The organism is Parasutterella muris (genome assembly GCF_009767915.1).
In the GTDB taxonomy this organism is placed as follows: Bacteria; Pseudomonadota; Gammaproteobacteria; order Burkholderiales; family Burkholderiaceae_F; genus Parasutterella; species Parasutterella muris.
This window is the reverse complement of record NZ_WSRP01000014.1, coordinates 12,977-32,756: the sequence shown is the minus strand read 5'-3', so window position 1 is coordinate 32,756 and position 19,780 is coordinate 12,977. Positions and strand designations below refer to the sequence as shown.

Annotated in this window: 19 protein-coding genes; 6 read left to right on the top strand and 13 right to left on the bottom strand. The window is 52.2% G+C overall.

What is annotated here, in order from left to right; all coding sequences use genetic code 11:
- Positions 1 to 111 precede the first annotated feature (111 nt).
- Positions 112 to 873 carry a sulfite exporter TauE/SafE family protein gene (locus E5987_RS05635; RefSeq protein ID WP_160335122.1) on the top strand — a complete coding sequence of 254 codons (762 nt, stop codon included), beginning with the start codon at positions 112 to 114 and terminating at the stop codon, positions 871 to 873.
- Positions 874 to 984: 111 nt separating this feature from the next.
- Here E5987_RS05635 and alr read toward each other — a convergent pair whose 3' ends face one another.
- From alr to pncB, 10 genes are all read right to left on the bottom strand, one after another.
- Positions 985 to 2,067: an alanine racemase gene (gene alr / locus E5987_RS05630; protein ID WP_160335121.1), complete on the bottom strand. Its 1,083-nt coding sequence runs from the start codon at positions 2,065 to 2,067 to the stop codon at positions 985 to 987.
- A gap of 60 nt (positions 2,068 to 2,127) precedes the next feature.
- A complete protein-coding gene (locus tag E5987_RS05625; RefSeq protein WP_160335120.1) occupies positions 2,128 to 3,030 on the bottom strand; it encodes a ZIP family metal transporter in 903 nt (300 codons plus the stop codon).
- A 132-nt stretch (positions 3,031 to 3,162) separates the two neighbouring features.
- Positions 3,163 to 3,468 carry a septum formation initiator family protein gene (locus E5987_RS05620; protein ID WP_160335119.1) on the bottom strand — a complete coding sequence of 102 codons (306 nt, stop codon included), beginning with the start codon at positions 3,466 to 3,468 and terminating at the stop codon, positions 3,163 to 3,165.
- A gap of 5 nt (positions 3,469 to 3,473) precedes the next feature.
- Complete coding sequence (gene eno, locus E5987_RS05615) at positions 3,474 to 4,763, bottom strand: phosphopyruvate hydratase (protein WP_160335118.1); 1,290 nt, start codon at positions 4,761 to 4,763, stop codon at positions 3,474 to 3,476.
- 21 nt (positions 4,764 to 4,784) lie between these two features.
- Positions 4,785 to 5,642, bottom strand: coding sequence for a 3-deoxy-8-phosphooctulonate synthase (gene kdsA / locus E5987_RS05610; RefSeq protein ID WP_160335117.1), 858 nt, complete (start codon positions 5,640 to 5,642; stop codon positions 4,785 to 4,787).
- Positions 5,643 to 5,645: 3 nt separating this feature from the next.
- A complete protein-coding gene (locus tag E5987_RS05605) occupies positions 5,646 to 7,295 on the bottom strand; it encodes a CTP synthase (protein WP_160335116.1) in 1,650 nt (549 codons plus the stop codon).
- Between the two features lie 165 nt (positions 7,296 to 7,460).
- Positions 7,461 to 8,378, bottom strand: a complete 918-nt coding sequence (locus E5987_RS05600; protein WP_160335115.1) for a cation diffusion facilitator family transporter — start codon at positions 8,376 to 8,378, stop codon at positions 7,461 to 7,463.
- Positions 8,375 to 9,070 carry a hypothetical protein gene (locus tag E5987_RS05595; RefSeq protein WP_160335114.1) on the bottom strand — a complete coding sequence of 232 codons (696 nt, stop codon included), beginning with the start codon at positions 9,068 to 9,070 and terminating at the stop codon, positions 8,375 to 8,377. Before E5987_RS05595 ends, E5987_RS05600 begins: the two co-directional genes overlap by 4 nt.
- A 155-nt stretch (positions 9,071 to 9,225) precedes the next feature.
- Positions 9,226 to 10,644, bottom strand: a complete 1,419-nt coding sequence (locus E5987_RS05590) for a sodium:proton antiporter (protein WP_160335113.1) — start codon at positions 10,642 to 10,644, stop codon at positions 9,226 to 9,228.
- Between the two features lie 194 nt (positions 10,645 to 10,838).
- The gene (gene pncB / locus E5987_RS05585; protein WP_160335112.1) at positions 10,839 to 12,002 is read right to left on the bottom strand and encodes a nicotinate phosphoribosyltransferase; all 1,164 of its coding nucleotides are present in this window, start codon (positions 12,000 to 12,002) and stop codon (positions 10,839 to 10,841) included.
- 184 nt (positions 12,003 to 12,186) lie between these two features.
- On the opposite strand from pncB, the gene fdxA reads away from it, so the two are divergent.
- Genes fdxA through nth form a run of 4 tightly spaced genes read left to right on the top strand, consistent with a single transcriptional unit; the run spans position 12,187 to position 14,525 of the window.
- Positions 12,187 to 12,522, top strand: coding sequence for a ferredoxin FdxA (gene fdxA, locus E5987_RS05580; RefSeq protein WP_160335111.1), 336 nt, complete (start codon positions 12,187 to 12,189; stop codon positions 12,520 to 12,522).
- Positions 12,519 to 13,292, top strand: coding sequence for a ferredoxin--NADP reductase (locus E5987_RS05575; RefSeq protein ID WP_160335110.1), 774 nt, complete (start codon positions 12,519 to 12,521; stop codon positions 13,290 to 13,292). The genes fdxA and E5987_RS05575 overlap by 4 nt, the downstream gene beginning before the upstream one ends.
- Complete coding sequence (locus E5987_RS05570; protein ID WP_160335109.1) at positions 13,285 to 13,851, top strand: RnfABCDGE type electron transport complex subunit B; 567 nt, start codon at positions 13,285 to 13,287, stop codon at positions 13,849 to 13,851. Before E5987_RS05575 ends, E5987_RS05570 begins: the two co-directional genes overlap by 8 nt.
- A complete protein-coding gene (nth, locus tag E5987_RS05565; protein WP_160335108.1) occupies positions 13,848 to 14,525 on the top strand; it encodes an endonuclease III in 678 nt (225 codons plus the stop codon). The genes E5987_RS05570 and nth overlap by 4 nt, the downstream gene beginning before the upstream one ends.
- Positions 14,526 to 14,575: 50 nt before the next feature.
- Here the strand turns inward: nth and E5987_RS05560 are convergent, their stop codons facing one another.
- Both E5987_RS05560 and htpG read right to left on the bottom strand, forming a co-directional pair.
- The gene (locus tag E5987_RS05560) at positions 14,576 to 15,328 is read right to left on the bottom strand and encodes a spermine/spermidine synthase domain-containing protein (RefSeq protein ID WP_160335107.1); all 753 of its coding nucleotides are present in this window, start codon (positions 15,326 to 15,328) and stop codon (positions 14,576 to 14,578) included.
- A 129-nt stretch (positions 15,329 to 15,457) separates the two neighbouring features.
- Complete coding sequence (gene htpG / locus E5987_RS05555) at positions 15,458 to 17,365, bottom strand: molecular chaperone HtpG (RefSeq protein WP_160335106.1); 1,908 nt, start codon at positions 17,363 to 17,365, stop codon at positions 15,458 to 15,460.
- 230 nt (positions 17,366 to 17,595) lie between these two features.
- On the opposite strand from htpG, the gene E5987_RS05550 reads away from it, so the two are divergent.
- A complete protein-coding gene (locus E5987_RS05550; protein ID WP_160335105.1) occupies positions 17,596 to 18,804 on the top strand; it encodes an aminotransferase-like domain-containing protein in 1,209 nt (402 codons plus the stop codon).
- Between the two features lie 57 nt (positions 18,805 to 18,861).
- Here E5987_RS05550 and ypfJ read toward each other — a convergent pair whose 3' ends face one another.
- A complete protein-coding gene (gene ypfJ / locus E5987_RS05545) occupies positions 18,862 to 19,734 on the bottom strand; it encodes a KPN_02809 family neutral zinc metallopeptidase (protein ID WP_160335104.1) in 873 nt (290 codons plus the stop codon).
- Between the last annotated feature and the right edge of the window lie 46 nt (positions 19,735 to 19,780).

Genomic DNA, 19,780 nt, shown 5'->3' with positions numbered 1-19,780 from the left:
ATTATCTCCTAATTTCGCAGGCCGTTCGCTTGGCGTTTTCCATACTACGGACTTTCATAAAATCAAACAGCAAAGAGGATAATGTTGGTAAACCACAAAAAAGCTCAATCCATGGAAATCACCTTAACCATCATTCTGATCTGCTGCGCAGCCTTCTTTATTGCAGGATTCGTCGACTCTATCGCCGGCGGAGGCGGTCTCATCACAATGCCCGTGCTTCTTCTGCTGGGACTTCCCGCGCATTACACGCTCGGCACAGCCAAACTCTCTTCCTGTCTCGGTTCACTGACTGCGCTTATCACCTTTTGGAGAAAAGGAGCCGTCATAAAAGAAGTCGTCATACTCGGCGTTATCACGTCCTACTTGGGCGCTGCGGGCGCTTCCGGCGTCACGCTTCTTCTCTCAAATGAACTGATGACGATCATCATGATTTTTATGCTGCCGCTCGGGCTTCTGATCTCGCTCTTTTGCGGAGCCCTAAAGCTGGACGATCAGCCGCTTCCGAAGAAAGGACTTTGGTGGCGAGTCAGCGCGATCGGTCTTTCCGTCGGCTTCTACGAAGGGTTTTTCGGGCCCGGCGCGGGAAGTTTCTTTCTGATCGGAATCCATCTGCTGCTCCATGCGGGTTTAGTGAAATCTTCCGGCACAGCCAAGGCGTTCAATATCGCGGGCAATCTCGGCGCAGTCACAACCTTTGCATCGGCCGGAACCGTTGTATACGCGCTTGCGGTTCCCTGCGCCATTGCCAGCATTCTGGGCAACCATCTCGGAGCCGCCTATGCGGTAAAAGTCGGCCCGCGTCTGATACGCAATATGCTTTATGTCGTGCTCTTCATGCTCCTCGTATCGCTGGTCGTTAAATTTGTTATCTAAGAGAATGCTCAGCGCTTCAGAACCTAACGGTTACAGCGCAATATTGAGAAAATATTGAATATCAATAAAGTCACAGCGGCAGGAGCGTTCGACGGGAAAATACCGGGGCGGTTACTTCAAAACGCGGGGAACGCGCTTGGCTACCGCGCATAGTAGTTCATAACCGATGGTGTCAAATGACGCGGCCGCTTCGTTCACTGAAAGCTCCCTGCCCCAAAAGACCACTCTGCTGCCTAAGCCCGCCTGCGGCACATCCGTCACATCAATCGTCAGCATATCCATCGAAACATTGCCAACCACCGGGGCAAAACGCCCTTCAACAAAAACTTTGCGGTCTTTGCCCGATTTCCTCGGATAGCCGTCCGCATAGCCGCAGGCGACAATCGCCAGACGCGTCGGCCGCTGCGCGATGAATTTGGAGCCGTAGCCCACCGCTTCTCCGACTTCGAGATCCTGCAGCGCCATAATCTCACTCTCGAAATTCATCACAGGCTCAACTCCAAGGGCTTCGGATGTGATGTTTCCATCAGGGCTTACACCGTACATTGCAATGCCTGCGCGCACCGCATGATCCAGCGCCTCGGGATGCCAAAGAATGGCTCCAGTATTGGACAGACACATATTCCCATACGCTCTGAGCGCCTGAAGGGCCGCAAGCTGCTTCTCAACCGTCACCGGCCGATCCTGAGGATAGGTCAATTCAGCGTTCGCAAAATGCGCCAAAATATCCGCGACTACCACATTGGGAATTGCCTGAAGCCGCTCAAGCACGCCTTGAATCCGATCCGGCCTAAAACCCAAACGATTCATGCCGGTGTTGCATTTCACATGCACGCGAAGCGGTTTTTTAAGCTGCGCGCGCTCAAGCCACTCAATCTGCCGCTCCTGATGAATCAATGTTTCAAAGTCATACTCGGATGCGGTTTGAATATCCGCTTCACTGAAAACGCCTTCAATCAGAAGAATGGGCTTGCGCCAGCCCGCTTTGCGCGCCTGCACGCCTTCGGAGGGATCGAGCAGCGCAAGACCGTCAACCGCTTTGTCAAAGACCGGCAAAAGACCGATAAGTCCGTGTCCGTATGCGTCCGCCTTAACAACCGCCCAAAAAAAACGCGCTCCGGCTTTTTCACGAAGACGTTCAATGTTTCTTAAAAGCGCAGAAGAATCAATAACGGCACGAATAGGTCTTGTCATGACGATAAATCCAAGGATTGAGCAATTCCTACATTCTAGCGACTTACCGTCACGAAATATTTAACCGAGCCCTCGATCCAATACCATCAGCAGACAAAAACCAAACATCAGACCCAGCGTCGCGGCGGTCTGATGGCCTCTGCGATGAGTCTCCGGAATCACTTCGTGGAAGACCACAAAGAACATCGCACCCGCTGACAGCGCTAAACCGAGCGGGTAGGCATAGCCGAGCTGCGCGGTAAGACTGACTCCGAATAAGGCGCCAATCGGCTCCATGAGCCCGGAGAGCACGCCGATCATGACAGCTTTCACACGTGAAATGTTCGTTGTACAGAGCGCAAGAACAACCGCTAGCCCCTCAGGCAGATCCTGCAGAGCGATCGCCGCGGTCAGCGGAACGCCAATCTGCATATCTTCTGCGGCAAATGAAATACCCATCGCCATGCCTTCAGGAACGTTGTGAATAATAATTGCAAGCACAAACAGCCAAATCCCGTCGCGAACCTGGATTTCCGGCCCTTCCGCGCCGCTCTCAAAATGCTCATGCGGCGTAATGGCGTTGATGCCCAGCAAAAACACAATGCCGAGAAATATGCCGAATATGACCCACGCCATTGAAAGCCATTCATTGGCAAAAAGCTTATCGCTCGCTTCCAGCGCCGGCATCAAAAGAGAGAAGAAGGCTGCCGCGATCATCATTCCGGCCGCGCTTCCTAACATCAGATCCTCAGTTCGATCCGAAAGCTTGTTCATGAAGAGCCCGGGAATCGAGCCCGCAGCGGTGGCGGCAAACCCGACCATGCCCGCGCCTAAAGCATAGAGCGGCGCTTTCTCGTTGAGAACGAGAATGTCATAGACAGCTCTCGCGCAGCTAAAGAAAACAATCAGAAAAAATAAAGCGCAGAAACACGCCCAAAGTTTATGCCTGCGGGCGTAATCTGCAATCGTAAGCGGCTGAATCAAAATCTGTCCTCCGAGTTGCTTCAAGCATATTGAATCTCAGAGTCCGTTCGATCCCGAATCGGCTAATCTGAGTACACAAAAAAACGGACTGTCGTCAAAGGCAGTCCGTCTCGCTGAGTCATTAAAGCACTGCTATGGTTTTAACCGAATCAGCACTTCGTTTTCCTTAATCATGTTCAGCCTGCTGCGCGCCCGGCTCTCCATCGCCTGCTCGCCGCCGCGAAGGCTCTCGGCCTCCGCGGAGAGTCGATCAAGCTCTTCTTCGAGCGCTTTGTTGATGCGCTTCTGCTCATCAACCTGGGCACGCAACTCCGCAAGATTCGCGACACTGCCCTTGCCTTTCCAAAGCGGATACTGAATCGCGGCGACTAAGCCGAGAAGCAGAATCGCGAGAAGACGAGGAACAGTCAGATTGACCTTGCGGTTATAGCGTGACATAAATACTAGCGGCGTTTGATGTTGTAGAAGGCGTCAAGGCCCGGATAAACCGCAACTTCGCCAAGCTCTTCTTCAATACGAAGCAGCTGGTTGTACTTGGCCATGCGGTCGCTGCGGGACATTGATCCGGTCTTGATCTGGCCGGCGTTGGTGCCGACGGCGATGTCAGCAATCGTGGAGTCCTCGGTTTCACCGGAACGATGAGAGACAACCGCGGTGTAGCGAGCGCGTTTGGCCATCTCAATCGCTTCAAATGTCTCGGTCAGCGTGCCGATCTGGTTAATCTTGATCAGGATCGAGTTGGCGATGCCGCGTTCAATACCCTCTTTCAGAATCTTGGTGTTGGTCACGTAAAGATCGTCACCGACGAGCTGGATTCTGTCGCCGAGCGCTTCGGTAAGCTTGGCCCAGCCTTCCCAATCGCCTTCAGCCATGCCGTCTTCAATCGAGATGATCGGATACTTGTCGCACCACTCAGTCATCTTCTGAATCCATTCATCAGCTGTGAGCTTCAGGCCCTGTCCCTTCTGGTCATAAATACCGTCGTGGTAGAACTCGCTCGAAGCGCAGTCAAGGCCGAGGAATACGTCTTTGCCGGGCTTGTAACCGGCCGCTTCGATCGCTTCCAGAATAAATTCAATCGCGGCTTCGTGGCTGTCAATGTTGGGTGCAAAACCGCCTTCGTCACCAACCGCTGTGGACATGCCCTTGGCGTTCATAATCTTCTTGAGCGCGTGGAAAATCTCCGCGCCGCAGCGCAGGGCTTCACGGAAAGAAGGCAGACCGGCCGGAATAATCATGAATTCTTGGATGTCCAGGTTGTTGTTGGCGTGCGCGCCGCCGTTCACCACGTTCATCATCGGAACCGGAAGGTTGCAGCCGTTAATGCCGCCGAAATAGCGATAAAGCGGCAGGCCGAGCTCATCAGCCGCGGCTCTGGCGACCGCCAGAGAAACAGCCAGAATCGCGTTGGCGCCGAGACGGGCTTTGTTGGGCGTACCGTCAAGCTCAACCATGAGCTTGTCAATGAGCGCCTGCTCGGTCACTTCAAGACCGAGAATTTCATCACGAATCTCACCGTTGACATGGTCAACCGCGGCTAAAACACCTTTGCCGAGGAAACGGGATTTGTCTCCGTCGCGAAGCTCAATTGCTTCACGGCTGCCGGTGGATGCGCCGCTCGGAACCGCTACGCGGCCAAAGGCGCCGGATTCAAGAATAACTTCCGCTTCAACGGTAGGATTGCCGCGGGAGTCCATTACTTCACGGCCGATTACTTCAACAATTGCACTCATTGATGCCTCTTTGATGTTGGGTTAACGTAATTGATTTTCTAAAAACTGATCACCGGTCTTAACCAGCGTGTCGATCTGCTTGAGCGTGGTCAGAAGCTCTTCCATCTTGTCAAGCGGAACCATGTTCGGACCGTCGCTCTTGGCGCAGCACGGATTCGGATGCGTTTCCATAAAGAAACCGGAAACACCGACCGCGGCGGCCGCTCTCGCAAGCGGCGGAACAAATTCGCGCTTGCCGCCCGAAGAAGTTCCCTGTCCGCCGGGAAGCTGCACGGAATGCGTCGCGTCAAAAATCACCGGCGCATTGCACTCACGCATAATCACCAGACTGCGCATGTCCGCGACTAAATTGCCGTAGCCAAAACTCGCGCCTCTTTCGCAAACCATAAAACGGTCTTCATCCAGGCCGGCTTCTTTGGCAGCGTGACGCGCCTTCAGAACAATCTGCTTCATATCCTGCGGCGCAAGAAACTGACCCTTCTTAATATTGACGGGCTTGCCGCTTCTTGCACACGCGACGATAAAGTCAGTCTGTCGGCATAAAAACGCCGGAGTCTGAAGCAAATCCACAACAGCGGCTGCTTCAGGCACTTCTTCGGCCGTATGCACGTCTGTGACGACGGGAACTCCAATCTGACGGCGAACTTCTTCCAAAATACGCAGACCGTTCTGCATGCCCGGACCTCGGAAACTCAGATCCGAGGAACGGTTCGCTTTGTCATAGCTCGCCTTAAAAATATAGGGAATCCCAAGTTTATCGGTGACTTCCTTCATCTTGCCGGCAATATCAAGAACCAACTGCTCGCTCTCGATGACACAGGGGCCAGCCAGCAAAATAAACGGATGATTCAGACCGACTTCAAAACCGCAAAGCTTCATAAATTATTTCTGATCCTTCTTCTCGTGTTCGTGGTGGTACTTGGCTGCCGCGTTAATGAACGCGTTAAACAGCGGATGACCAAAACGCGGGGTGGAGGTAAATTCCGGATGGAACTGAACACCCATAAAGAAAGAGTGGTCAGGCAGTTCCATAATTTCAGGCAGATTTTCTCCCGGAGTGCGGGCGGAAATCACCATGCCGGCCTTTTCAAACTGATCGCAGTAGGCGTTGTTCACCTCATAGCGATGACGATGACGTTCGGCTACCTCATTGCCGTAAATAGAAGCGGTCAGTGTGCCGGGCTTAACCGGAACGATCTGCTTGCCTAAACGCATTGTACCGCCGAGGTCGCTGTCCTCGCTGCGGCGTTCAATAACACCGGTGTGATCCTTCCATTCGGTGATCAGCGCGACCACAGGATGCGGCGTATCGGCGTCAAGCTCGGTGGAGTTGGCCCTGCCTAAACCGCAGACATTGCGCGCGAATTCAATCACAGCAAGCTGCATGCCCAGACAAATGCCGAGATACGGAATATCATTTTTACGAGCATACTCAATCGCTTTGATCTTGCCTTCAGTGCCGCGCTTGCCGAAGCCGCCCGGAACCAAAATTGCGTCCATGCCCTTGAGGCAGTCAGTACCGTCTTTCTCAAGAATTTCCGCTTCAATAAAGGTCACGTTGACTTTATGACCGGTGTGAATACCGGCGTGAACCAGCGCCTCATTCAGAGACTTGTAGGAATCCTTCAGGTCATACTTTCCGATCATCGCAAGATTGACTTGATCTTTAGGATGCTCCAGACGGTCTACAACCTTGTCCCATGCGGACAGATCCGCCGGCTTCGGGTTGATGTCAAGCGTCTTGCAGACGATGTCGTCAAGTCCCTGCTCATGCAGCATCATCGGGACTTTGTAAATAGTGTCCACGTCCCAAACGGAAATCACGGCGTCCATCGGAACATTGGCAAAAAGAGAAATCTTGGCGCGCTCATCATCCGGAATCTTGCGATCGGCTCGACAAAGCAGCACGTTCGGAATGATGCCGATCTTGCGCAGCTCACCTACAGAATGCTGAGTCGGCTTTGTCTTCAGTTCTCCGGCGCTTGCGATATAGGGCACGAGCGTCAGATGAATGAAACAGGTATTGTTTCTGCCGGCACGCAGCGACAGCTGACGAACCGCTTCAAGGAACGGCAGAGATTCAATGTCGCCCACCGTTCCGCCGATTTCAACCAGCGCGATATCTGGGTCGCCCGCGGCATGCGCGCCGCGCGCAATGAAGTCCTGAATCTCGTTTGTAATGTGCGGAATCACCTGCACGGTCTTGCCCAAATACTCTCCGCGGCGCTCCTTGCGCAGCACGTTGCTGTAAATCTGGCCGGTTGTAAAGTTATTGGCCTTGTGCATCTTCGGAGTAATGAAGCGCTCATAGTGACCTAAATCCAGGTCGGTTTCCGCGCCGTCTTCCGTTACGAAGACTTCGCCGTGCTGAAACGGGCTCATCGTGCCCGGGTCAACGTTAATATAAGGATCCATCTTAATGATGGTGACGGTTAGTCCTCTGGACTCCAGGATGGCGGCTAAGGAAGCGGCTGCAATACCTTTCCCCAGTGAAGAAACCACACCGCCTGTAACAAATACATATTTCGTCATCTTATTCTCAGCAGAAAAAAAAAAGAGACGCGCTTCAAGTGAGTTGGCGTAATCCCGCTAATTATAACTTTAGTGTCCTAATTTGTAACCCGCTCGAGGTTCGTTCTGACGGTTTGATACATGTACGCGGACACAAAAAGGGCAAACACGGAGCTACTCAGCGCTTTAATGCGTCTCAGTCTTCGAAGAGGCAGGCTCCGGCTGAAGCGTAATGTGCGAAATACCGTACCGCGTTTCCAGCATTTGACGGCACTGCTCAAGTACTTCCGCCCAAGTGTTCATATCCTCAATCAGCACGTGCGCCGACAACGCTATTTCATTGGGCGTCATATCCCAAATGTGCAGGTCATGCACGGCATACACATTCGGAATCCGTTCAAGATCTGATCCGACCTCCGCGTAAGGAATCCCCTCGGGAACACCGTCTAAAAGCAAATGTACGGAATCACGAAGCACGTGATACGAAGAGTTCAAAATCAGCAGACTCACAAATATCGACAGAATCGGGTCCACAACCGTCGGACCGCCGAAATAAATCACAGCGCCCGCAATAATCGCAGCCACCGAGCCGAGCAAATCTCCAAGCACATGAAGAAGCGCCGCCCGTGTATTCAGACTGTCCTTATCGTGTGAAAGTGTCTTGGCGACCACAATGTTGATAATCAGACCAACCGTCGCCACGATAAACACACTCGCGCCGTTTACGCTCTGCGGATCGGTAAATCGCTCAACCGCTTCAAAAACAATCCAGCCGACTACCCCGAACATCACAATCGCATTGATGAGCGCGGCCAGTACTTCGACCTTGGCCAGACCGAATGAATACTTTCCAGTTGCCGGACGAGCCGCCAGGAGATTCGCCGCCAGCGCAAAAAGCAGCGAAGCCGAATCCGTTACCATGTGACCGGCGTCTGAAATAAGCGCTAGAGAATTGGATAAAAAACCGCCGACCGCTTCAACCAGCGCATAGCCAAGCGTTAAACACACCGCGGCAATAAGCACTTTCTTGGATGTTCCGCCGCCCTGATGGGTATAGCTGCTGTCACCGTGAAAATGCTTGGTAAGCTGACTCTCTAAATTCATGGCTGTTCACTGTTCCCGACCGCCTGCAGCAGCGACAGATCGCTAAGTTTCAGTCGATAGCCGTCAAGGAGCTGTTCCATCAGGCACTTTTCTTCATATTTCGGATACCGGCGCCCTTCTGCCGCTAAAAATTTCTCAATGACTTTTTTAAGCGTTTTTTCGGGCTCATGCCGGTCAAGCTCACGGATGACCGCATCCGTGGTCAGCACGCTTCGTTTCATGAGACCGGTGCCTAAGATGTTAATAATGGTCTCTCTGAAACAGTCAATCTTGTATGACATCGCTCGCTTACGGCTCACCAGCGGAATGAAAATAAAAAACAGGCCCACGCCGATGCTGATCGGAATGGAAACTCGTCCCGCAACCGATTCAGGGATCGACAAAACCGCCAGAAGAACCGCCGCCAAAATAAAGCTTCCGCCCACAATCCACATCATAAACGCGTCTGTCAAATGCTCAAACCGACCCATACGGCTGACGTCAGCCTCTAGCCGGTCAATCTGATTAAGGACATGAACCGCTTCTTTGCGGGAAATCGAAGCTTCCCGAACCAGAGTTCCGATCGGAATCATGTTCAGAAAATCCCACTCCGCTTTGGAGAGCGCCGACGGATTGCGGCTCAGCTGCAGAAAAAGCGCAGCAAGCTTTAATCCGACATCCGAATCCTCTTGATAATAATGGTTGTATGTCATAAACGCGTGTCAACAGAAGTGTGCCGCATATGCAGTACTTATCTTCGTGAATCTTAACAAATCGAATGCGCCGTCAGTGACTTGCCGCACCGTTTTGCACGCAAAAAACAGGTCTGACACAAGCGCATCAGACCCGTTTGGGATTCAGGCGGAAATTACATTAGGAAAATGTAAGTCAGCACCAGGAAGATCGGTACCAAAATACCGTAGGACCAGGCCATGAAGCCGAAGAAACTCGGCATACGGACACCCCGGTTCTGAACGATACTGACCACCATGAAGTTCGGAGCGTTGCCGATGTAGGTCATCGCGCCCATAAACACCGCGCCCATGGAAATCGCCATCAGGGTATGCGCTCCGCCGGTCATCAGGAAAGTCGGATCATTGCCGGCAAGATTGAAGAACGCGAGATAGGTCGGCGCGTTATCAAGGAAGCTGGAAAGCATGCCGGTGAGCCAGAAGTAAGCCGCATTGATGGGCTGTCCGTTCGCGTCGGAAACTAGAGCAACAACCGGAGCAAACGCGCCGGAAGAACCCGCTCTCAGCATCTCAAGCACCGGCACAATCGTCACGAAAATGCCGAAGAAGAGCTTGCCGACTTCCAAAATCGGCTCCCATGAGAACTGGTTCGCGTCTCTGTATTCTTTCTTCGTCAAAACCAGAGAAAGAATCGCGGCGAGCACAAAAATGCCGTCACGTACTAAAGACTCAAGCTTGAAGTGGTTGCCGAGGAATTCATACTCGACACCGCTCTTCCAGAAACCGGAAAGAAGGACCGCGCCGATAATCAGAGCCAGAAGAACAAAGTTCACAACACCTTCAAAACCAACCGGAATATTGCCGGCGGGCTTCTTCAGCTCTTCGTTGTCTTTGAGCTCTTTGCGGTACAGGTAGCTGTCAAGCAGGAAGTAAATAACCAGGAGCATACCGACCGCAAGTCCGGTCACTTCCCATAAGTGCTGAGCGGTCCAGAAGAATGTGACGCCTCTCAGGAAGCCTAAGAAAAGCGGAGGATCGCCGAGCGGAGTCAGAGAACCGGCAATATTGGCGACAATGAAAATAAAGAAAATATAGGTATGCATCTGATAGCGTCTCATGCGGTTGGCAGAGAGCAGCGGACGAATCAGAAGCATCGCGGCGCCGGTTGTGCCCATGAAGTTTGCGAGAACCGCGCCCGTCAGAAGAAATGTTGTGTTGAGCTTCGGTTTGCCGACAAAAGATCCCTTCAGATGAATACCGCCCGCAACAATGTAGAGCGAGCCCACAAAGATAATAAAGGGAACGTAATCGCCGAGCAGTGCGTGCGCTAATGCGTGAATACTGGTGTCGGAACCGTAAAACACAAACAGCGGAACCGCCGAAAGAATGGCCCAGCCAAGCGCGATCTTGCCGTAGTTCTTATGCCAGAAATGGGCAAAAAGCAAAGGTCCGAGGGCGATACTTAAAAGAATTCCCGCAAAAGGAATTGCCCAGCAAAGGGAAAGCTCACTGCCCGGAAGCGCCGCATTCGCCGTCATCGGCAAAAACGCGCCCAGAGCAGCCGCGAGCACAGCCCCTATCGATTTGTTGATCATTATTTTCCTTAAAAAAATGCTGCCCACGATCCCATCAGTCGGTCCGTGCTTTTGCCAACTGAAAAGTCCCGTCGAGCTTAACGATCGAATAAAAAAGGACAACCCCCGCGTCTGTCGCACAAACGCGGGAGAAAAAATCTTCTTATTCAAGAAATAAGCACGAAGTCTATCAAATTTTACTCTGCGGCATTAATTTATCGCATGTTGAAAACGCTTTTCAGATAGTTCAAATACGACTCGTCTTCGCACATGCTCTTTCCGGGCGAATCTGAAACTTTCGCCACCGGCTGATCATTGCAGCGCACAAGTTTCAGCACATTCTGCAGCGCGGGCACCCCGACGTCATTGACAAGATTGGTTCCAATACCAAAACCCACCCGAATTCTTCCGTTAAAGCGTTCATACAGACTGATCGTTTTAGGAATATTCAGCATGTCGGAAAAGATCAGGGTCTTTGTACGCGGGTCACAGCGATTTTTCTTATAGTGCTCAATAATTCGCTCGCCCCACTGATAAGGATCGCCCGAATCATGGCGCGCTCCGTCAAAGAGCTTGCAGAAGTACATATCAAAATCCGAGAGGAACGCGTCAATGCCGTACACATCGGAAAGTGCGATACCCAAGTCTCCCCGGTACTCCTTAGCCCACATTTCAAAGGCGTACTTCTGAGAGTCTCTCAGACGAGGACCGAGCGCCTGACAGGCCTGTAAATATTCATGCGCCATCGTGCCAAGCGGCGTGAGCCCCTCGGTCATCGCGAAATACACATTGCTTGTGCCGGTAAACTGCAGCCCCATCTGATCACGCATCGTACAGATCACTTCTTTCTGCCACTCTTTAGAAAAGCGCCGTCTTGTTCCGTACTCGGAAATGCCCAAACCCGGATGTTTTTTTACATCCGCAATCTTCTGCGCAAGACGCTCGCGACCCAGCGTGAAGTCGGTATCGGGATAGAATTTGCGGTAGTAGCACTCGCAGACAATCGCCAGTACCGGAATTTCAAACATGATGGTGTGCAGCCACGGGCCTCGTACTCGGATCTCAATATCAGTATCGCTGCCCTCGGCGCGTGTCACGCTTACCGCGCTGCGCTTCAAATGAAAGAGTTCGAGGAAATCGACAAAATCACTTTTGATGAACCTCAGACTTCTCAGATAATCCAGTTCTTCGCGGCGGAAATGAAGCGCGCATAAATGATCAAGCTCTTCGTTGATCGGACCGATCACGGCCTGCAGATCCGTCCCTTCATTGCGGCATTTGAATTTATATTCAACCTGAGCCGCAGGAAACTGATGCAGCACGCACTGCATCATGGTGAATTTGTATAAGTCTGTGTCCAACAGTGAATCAATAACCACGAGGTCACTCCAATCAGGTGAATTGAAATCTTCTAAAGTGAGTATAGGACACTGAGGCTTGGCTTTTTCTAATTGACTGAAGAGATGTTGCCTACTATTGGAAATACTCCGATTTTGACGCCCTCAAAAGTTTTAAAATACCAGGTTTGACTATTAATGAACAAAGAACAAACGGAGTTACTGAATGGCACATGTTGTGACCGAACCCTGCATCCTTTGCAAGTACACCGACTGTGTGGACGTCTGCCCGGTTGACTGCTTCCGCGAAGGTCCGAACTTCCTCGTAATCGATCCGGATGAATGCATTGACTGCGCGGTCTGCATTCCGGAATGCCCGACCAACGCGATTATGGCTGAAGAGGATGTTCCTGAAGATCAGCAGGAATTTATCGCCCTGAACGCGGAACTTGCCCGAGTATGGCCTTCCATTACTCGTATGAAACCGCACACCGACGAAGCGGAAAAATGGAGAGACGTGCTCGATAAACGTCAGTACCTGAAGAAGGAACTCGACGAGTGAGCGCAGAACGCATCCAAATCCGCCTTCTGGAAAGACGCGAATGGCGCAAGGGCCTTGTGTCCCTGCGCTTTGAAAAACCGAGAGACTTCACATTTAAGCCCGGTCAGTTCGTACGCCTCGGCATAACGACAGCCGACGGACAATACAGCGCCAGAGCTTATTCCATGGTCTCTCTGCCCGAGGATAATTTCCTCGAATTCTTTATCGTGGAAGTTCAGGGCGGCACTGTCTCCCCGCTTCTTGTTTCGCTTAAAGCGGGAAGCTCAGTATGGCTTGAACCCGACCTCTTCGGGAGCATGCTCCCTGAGAGACTGCCTGCGGGCGAAAGCCTGTGGTGCCTGAGTTCAGGTACTGGTCTGGCGCCTTTTCTCAGTATCCTTCGCGAGGAAAGCACTTGGCTCAAGTGGCGTAAAACTGTACTGGTGCACTCAGTCCGCTGCAGCGAAGACCTTGCCTACACTCAGCTAATTGAAAAAATCCGGACCGACTCTTCTTTGGCCGGCGCTAACGAGCGTGAGCTTATCTATATCCCGATCGTCACGCGTGAGGCAACGCAGTTCCTCTCTCAGCGCATCCCGAAACTTATCGTCGGCGGAGAGCTCGAAGACGCCGCCGCGCTGAAACTCGATCCTCAGAATGCCCGCGTCCTTTTATGCGGCAACCCCGATATGATCAAAGAAACCCGAGCCATCCTGAAAGACAAAGGCTTTAAAGCGCCCCGTCGCACCGAGCCCGGCAGCCTTCTCGCGGAAAACCTCTGGAATGACTAATCCTGTCGATATCGAAGCGATCCTGCCGCAGACGCAATGCCGTCAGTGCGGCTATAAAGACTGCGCCGATTACGCCCGCGCGATCGCCGGCGGAGAAAAACACAACCGCTGCCCTGCGGGCGGAGACGCAGTCATTTATCGTCTCTCCCAATTGCTCGGCCGGGAAGTACTCCCGCTCGACGAAACCTGCGGCCGACACGTTCCTCCCGAAATCGCCGAGATCGATCTCAAGCGCTGCATCGGCTGCACGCTGTGCGTGGCCGCATGCCCGACCGAAGCGATTATCGGCGCGCCTAAGCACCTGCACATGGTCGACGCCGATCGCTGCAACGGCTGCTGCCTCTGTCAGCTCGCCTGCCCTGTCGACTGTATCCGCATGATTGAGGTTCCAAGAGCGTGGACGGAAGATCTTGCTCAGCGCTCCCGTAGCAACTACCTCAGGGGCAAAGCGCGCAAGGAAGAACGCAGTCGCCTTGAAGAGGAACGCCTCAACTCAAAGAGCCAAAAAGATAAAAAGGATTTTCTGGCGGCTCTTCTCAAGCGCAAACGAAACAAATGAACCCGCAAAAAAGACTGGAAATCCTGCAGCGCCTGCAGGCTGACAACCCAAACCCGAAAAGCGAACTCGAGTACTCGTCTCCCTTTGAACTGCTGATCGCGGTTGTTCTTTCCGCGCAGGCAACCGATAAAAGCGTCAACGAAGCAACCCGAGTACTGTTTCCGCTTGCCAACACACCGGAAAAAATTCTTGAACTCGGCGCGGATAATTTTCTGGAAATCGTCCGTCACATCGGACTTTTCCGCAGCAAAACCAAAAACGTCATGCAGCTGTGTCAGGAACTGATCGACAAATACGACAGCCGGGTGCCGGAAGACTTCGAAGCCTTGGTCGCTCTGCCGGGTGTGGGCCGCAAAACCGCCAGTGTCGTGATGAACGTCGCATTCAATCATCCGCTCATCGCCGTGGACACGCACGTTTTTCGAGTCGCCAACCGCACCGGTTACGCAAAGGGAAAAACACCGGAAGAAATTCAGAAAAAAATGGAGCGCTACACCCCGCTGCCGTACCGCGTCGACGCGCACCACTGGTTTATTCTTCTCGGCCGCTACATCTGCAAGGCAAGAAGCCCGGAGTGCTGGAAATGCTGCATCAATGATCTTTGCGAGTACAAAGAAAAAGTTCTGGTAAAGCCGGAGAAAAAGAAAGTTAAAAAAATGATTCCCGGGACCTAAATGAGTTCCTGTAAGCCGCCGTTAAACGGGCGGCTTTTTTGTCTCGTACCCTAAAAAACAATATCGCCTTTGAAATTGTTCTCTTTGCGCAGCATCTTTAAAAGTTTCTTTGCGGGGATCTTGCGCGAAGCGGTCAGCTCAGCCGCCCTCTGATCCAGAAGCTCCGCGGGATAAGTCTCTTTAGGACCGTTCTTTGCAAGAATAATGCGGTTGCCCTCCGCGACCTCCGGCATCACCAGCACATGCCCGTTAAACGCTTCAGAGATCGCGTCAAGACTCTTCGTGAAATCCTCTCCTCCGAACACGTTGTAGCTGGAAACGCCTCCGTCCCGAAGCGCCTTTCGGCACAGCCGATAAAAGGGCACGTCGTTGTAAACCGGCCCCCACGCCTCTGCGTCGTAAATATCCGTAAGCAGCCAGTCCGCGCTCTTTTGCGCGCCGACCAGATACTTTTTGCAGTCTTCAAAAATCGTCTCCAGATGATCGTCGTCATCGGGCATCTTGAACCACATGCGCGAGGCCATGTAGACCTCTTCAGCGATCTCTACCACACGCGTCTTCGCCTCGGGAAAGTACTTCCATGTGTATTTGGCCAGACCGCCGGCACCCAGCCCAAGCTGCAGAATCTCTTTAGGTTCCGGCACAAACAGCATCAGCGCCATCATCGACTGCTGATAATCCAGCGCGAGCTGATACGGACGATTAATTCGCATGCCGCCCTGAATCCACTCCGTACCGAAATGCAGGAATCGAAAACCGCCAAGTTCGGAAAAATCAACCGGTGTTTTTTTGCGTCTGGACATATCGAACCTCTCATCAAAACAGTCTGCTATGTTAACAGTACTCGCCCCTAATCTCTTTTAGGAGCATAAATGAAAAACGGACAGCCGCCTGAGCTGTCCGCCTTATAAATACCAGCGATCAATCAGTCATTAATTGATGGTCGTTCCGTCCTTTGCCGTGTCAAGAAGCATCTGATTCATTCTCTTGACGAAACCGGCCGGATCCTTCAGCTGCTCGCCTGCCATCAGCTGAGCCTGCTCAAGCAGAAGTTTTGCCCACTCGCCGGAGAAGGCACCGCTTTCCTTGAGTCTGGAAACCAGCGGATTGTTCGGGTTGAGCTCAAGAATCGGTTTCGGATCGGGAACATCCTGACCCGCGGCGCGCATCATGCGAACAAATGCCGGATTAAGTGCGTTCGGATCCGTCACGATGCAAGCCGGAGAATCCGTCAGACGAAGCGTCATGCGGACATCTTCAACCTCGTCGCCAAGAGACTCTTTGAAGCGTTCCACCAAGGGCTGATATTCCGTCTGAACTTTGGCTTTCTCTTCTTTCTCTTCAGCGTCGCTAAGCTCTCCAAGATCGAGATCCCCCTTGGCGATATTGACGAGCTGCTTGCCGTCAAACTCAGTCATAAACTGAGTCATCCATTCGTCAATCGGGCCGCTCAGAAGAAGCACTTCAATATCCTTCTTTCTGAAGAGTTCCAGAAGCGGGCTCTTGGCAGCGGCTTCGGTGGTTTCTCCTGTGACGTAGTAAACGGAGTTCTGACCGGTCTTCATGCGGCTGATATAGCCCTCAAGCGTGACAGAGGGTTTGCCTTCGCTTGACGTGGAAACGAATCTCAGCAGTTTGGCGATACGGTCCTTGTTGCTCGGATCTTCGCCAAGGCCTTCTTTCAGAACGTTGCCGAACATCGCCCAGAACTTGTCGTAATCAGCGGCACGGTTTGCGGCCAAGTCTTCGAGCATGGAAAGCACACGCTTTGTTGTGCCGTCTCTGATCACACGCAGATCGCGGGTCTGCTGAAGAATTTCACGGCTGACGTTCAGCGGCAGGTCTTCCGAATCAATAACACCGCGGATAAATCTCAGATATCTCGGCAGAAGCTTGCTCGAGTCATCCATAATGAAGACGCGCTTTACGTAGAGCTTTAAGCCGTGCACGCTCTCTCTGTCCCAAAGATCATAGGGAACGGTCGAGGGAACATACAACAGCTGAATATATTCGTTGCGGCCCTCCACCTTGTTGTGCGTCCAGCAAAGCGGATCACTCGAATCGTGGGAAAGGTGATGGAAGAATTCTTTGTACTGATCTTCCGTAATCTCGGATTTCGGACGAGCCCAGATGGCCGAGCCCTGGTTAACCGCTTCCCATTCACCGGTCTCAATTAATTTGTCTTCCTTATACTCGTCTTTGCCCATCAGGATCGGCGTGGAAATATGGTCGGAGTATTTCTGAAGAATATTGCGGATACGGTATTTGCTGACCAGATCGCGGTCTTCGCTCTTAATAGAAAGAATCACATCCGTGCCGAAGTGGTCACGCGTTGTATTTTCGACCGTGAACTCGCCCTCTCCGCTGCTCTCCCACATGGTTGCGGCGTCAGCCGGATCACCGGCTTTGCGCGTAATCACGGTAACTTTGTCCGCGACAATGAATGCAGAATAAAAACCGACGCCGAACTGACCGATCAGCTGAGCATCCTTCTGCTGATCACCGGAAAGGTGCGCAAAAAATTCTTTTGTGCCGCTCTTGGCGATCGTACCAAGGTGTTCAATGACTTCACTGCGCGTCATGCCAATGCCGTCATCGCTAATCGTAATTAACTGTTTTTGTTCATCCACTCCAATACGAATGGACGGGTGCGGATCCTGTTTTAACAAGGCCGGATTGTCCAACGCCGCAAAACGCAGCTTATCAATAGCATCCGAAGCGTTAGAAACCAATTCACGCAGAAAAATCTCCCGATTGGAGTACAGCGAATGCACCATCAGGTGAAGCATTTGTTTTACTTCAGTCTGGAAGCCCAAAGTTTCTTTTTTGTTTTCTGACATTAATAACCTCACAGAAATTAATTACCTATCTAACACTCTATTTGGTGTCAATTTTCTAATTTTCAAACACCTTTTGTTGTAATATCTTCTGCGCATAGGCAAATAGGGGAACTCACCCTCTTCCCTTACCCGTTTTGGTTCAATGCCTGTACGTAGAACTGTCAAAAGCAGCTAAAAAATTTCAGTTATCCTCGCGTTCGTCGAGGCATTCAATAATTAAAGGCCTATCAATGTCAGAATTTGAACTTTCCGCGACCCCGCCGAAATCCGTTCGCACGCGCGGGTCTCAACGATCTATTATTCGCGAGCTTTTAAAGCTCGCTTCCAAACCGGACGTTATTTCTTTCGCGGGTGGTCTGCCTTCACCGAAAAGCTTTCCGGTTGAAGCCATTGAAAAAGCGACTGACTGGGTTTTGGAACACCACGGCGCTCAGGCGCTTCAGTACTCAAGCACGGAAGGCGAACCGGCTCTGAGAAAAGCAATCGCCGAACGCGAAACAGAATTGAGCGCTCCGGTTGAAGCGGACAATATTCAGATTGTCTCCGGCTCTCAGCAGGCGCTGGACCTCATCGGCTCGGCCTATGTTGATGAGGGCTCCGTCATCGCGGTGGAAAATCCGACTTACCTCGGCGCGCTCTCCGCTTTCAAACTGCAGAGACCGACTTTCTTAACCATCCCGACTGACGAATACGGCCTCAACCCCGATAAAATCGGTCCGGAATTCCGCGGCATCCGCTTCGCCTACGTGATTCCGACATTCCAGAATCCGACCGGCATTACGCTTTCCGAAGAAAGAAGAAAGAAACTTGCGGAAAAAGCCCGCGAATACGATTTCTGGATTATTGAAGACAACCCCTACGGTGAGCTCTGGTATGATCATCAGCCGCCGAAACCGATCCGCTGCTACGCTCCGGAAAGAACGTTAACTTTGGGTACCTTCTCAAAGGTCCTCTCCCCCGGATTCCGACTCGGTTATGTCGTCGGCCCCAAAACCGCTCTTGATCCGCTTATCGTACTCAAACAGGCGGTTGATCTGCACACTTCCACATTCACGCAGCTGATTTCCGCTCGCTGCCTGGATACCGGCCTGATGAATGCGCATATGCCGGCCGTTCGCGAACTCTACAAAACACAGTGCAGCTGTATGCTCGAAGCGCTCGAGAAATACTTCCCGCAGGGAACAAGCTGGACTAAACCCGACGGCGGAATGTTTATTTGGGTCACTCTGCCCGAATACATCAATACCGATGAGATGATGAAAGAAGCACTCGATCGTAAGGTCGCCTATGTTCCGGGTTCTGCTTTCTATGCTAATGAACCGGAACTCAATAAGATGCGTCTGTCTTTTGTCACCGTTCCTCCGGAAAAGATTGACGCCGGTATTAAGATCCTCGCTCAGCTCGTCAAAGAAAGAATCGACGCCCGCGAGGCCAAATAAATAATTAAGGGCGTCCGAAAGACGCCCCGCCGAAAGCCGCTGTCCGCAGCGTTTTTTTTATTTAGCGCCCGCCGCAAACGTATTGCATGCTTCCGGATTTCCGCTGTCAAACCCGGTCTTAAACCAGTAATAGCGCTGCTCGGACGAGCCGTGCGTGAAACTGTCCGGAACCACTCTGCCCTGCGCTTGTTTCTGCAGGCGGTCATCTCCGATCGCAGTCGCTGTCTTAAGCGCTTCTTCCAAGTCGCCCTTTTCAAGGATACCTTCTTTATTCATTTGATGGCCCCAGACACCCGCGAGGCAGTCGGCCTGAAGTTCAAGACGGACAGAGAGCTGATTGGCTTCCTTCGGACTCACCTGCGACTGCAGTTTCTGAACCTGAGGCGCGATGCCGAGCAAATTCTGGACATGGTGTCCGACTTCGTGCGCCAGCACATAACCTAACGCGAAATCTCCTCCGCCGCCAAGCCTCTTCTGCATATCCTTATAGAAGGACAAATCCACATAAAGCTTCTGATCCTGCGGACAGTAGAACGGGCCCATAGCCGCCTGACCGTAACCGCAGGCCGTCTTTGTGGAACCGGTATAAAGAACCATCTTCGGTGGCGTATACGCCTTTCCGGAATTTCTGAAAATTCTTCCCCAGGTGTCCTCTGTGGATTTCAGCGCAACAGAAGAGAACTTCGCAAGTTCTTCCTCCTGAGCCGTCGGTTTGTAGGGAACGGACTGAGTGGTCTGCGTCTGCATCGAGGAGTCCAGACCCAGCAGCGGTGTGAGATCGATGCCGTAATAACCGGCGACAAGCACAACCGCTAAGACCGCAAGCCCGAATTTCCCTCGCGGCATAGGAAATCTTCCGCCCGGCATTCCGCCGCCCTGACCTCTTCGGTCTTCAACGTTCTGACTGCCTTCTCTGTCTTTCCACAGCATCACAGCACCTTTATAAAAATGCACGTCTACATTGTAGATTTGAGCG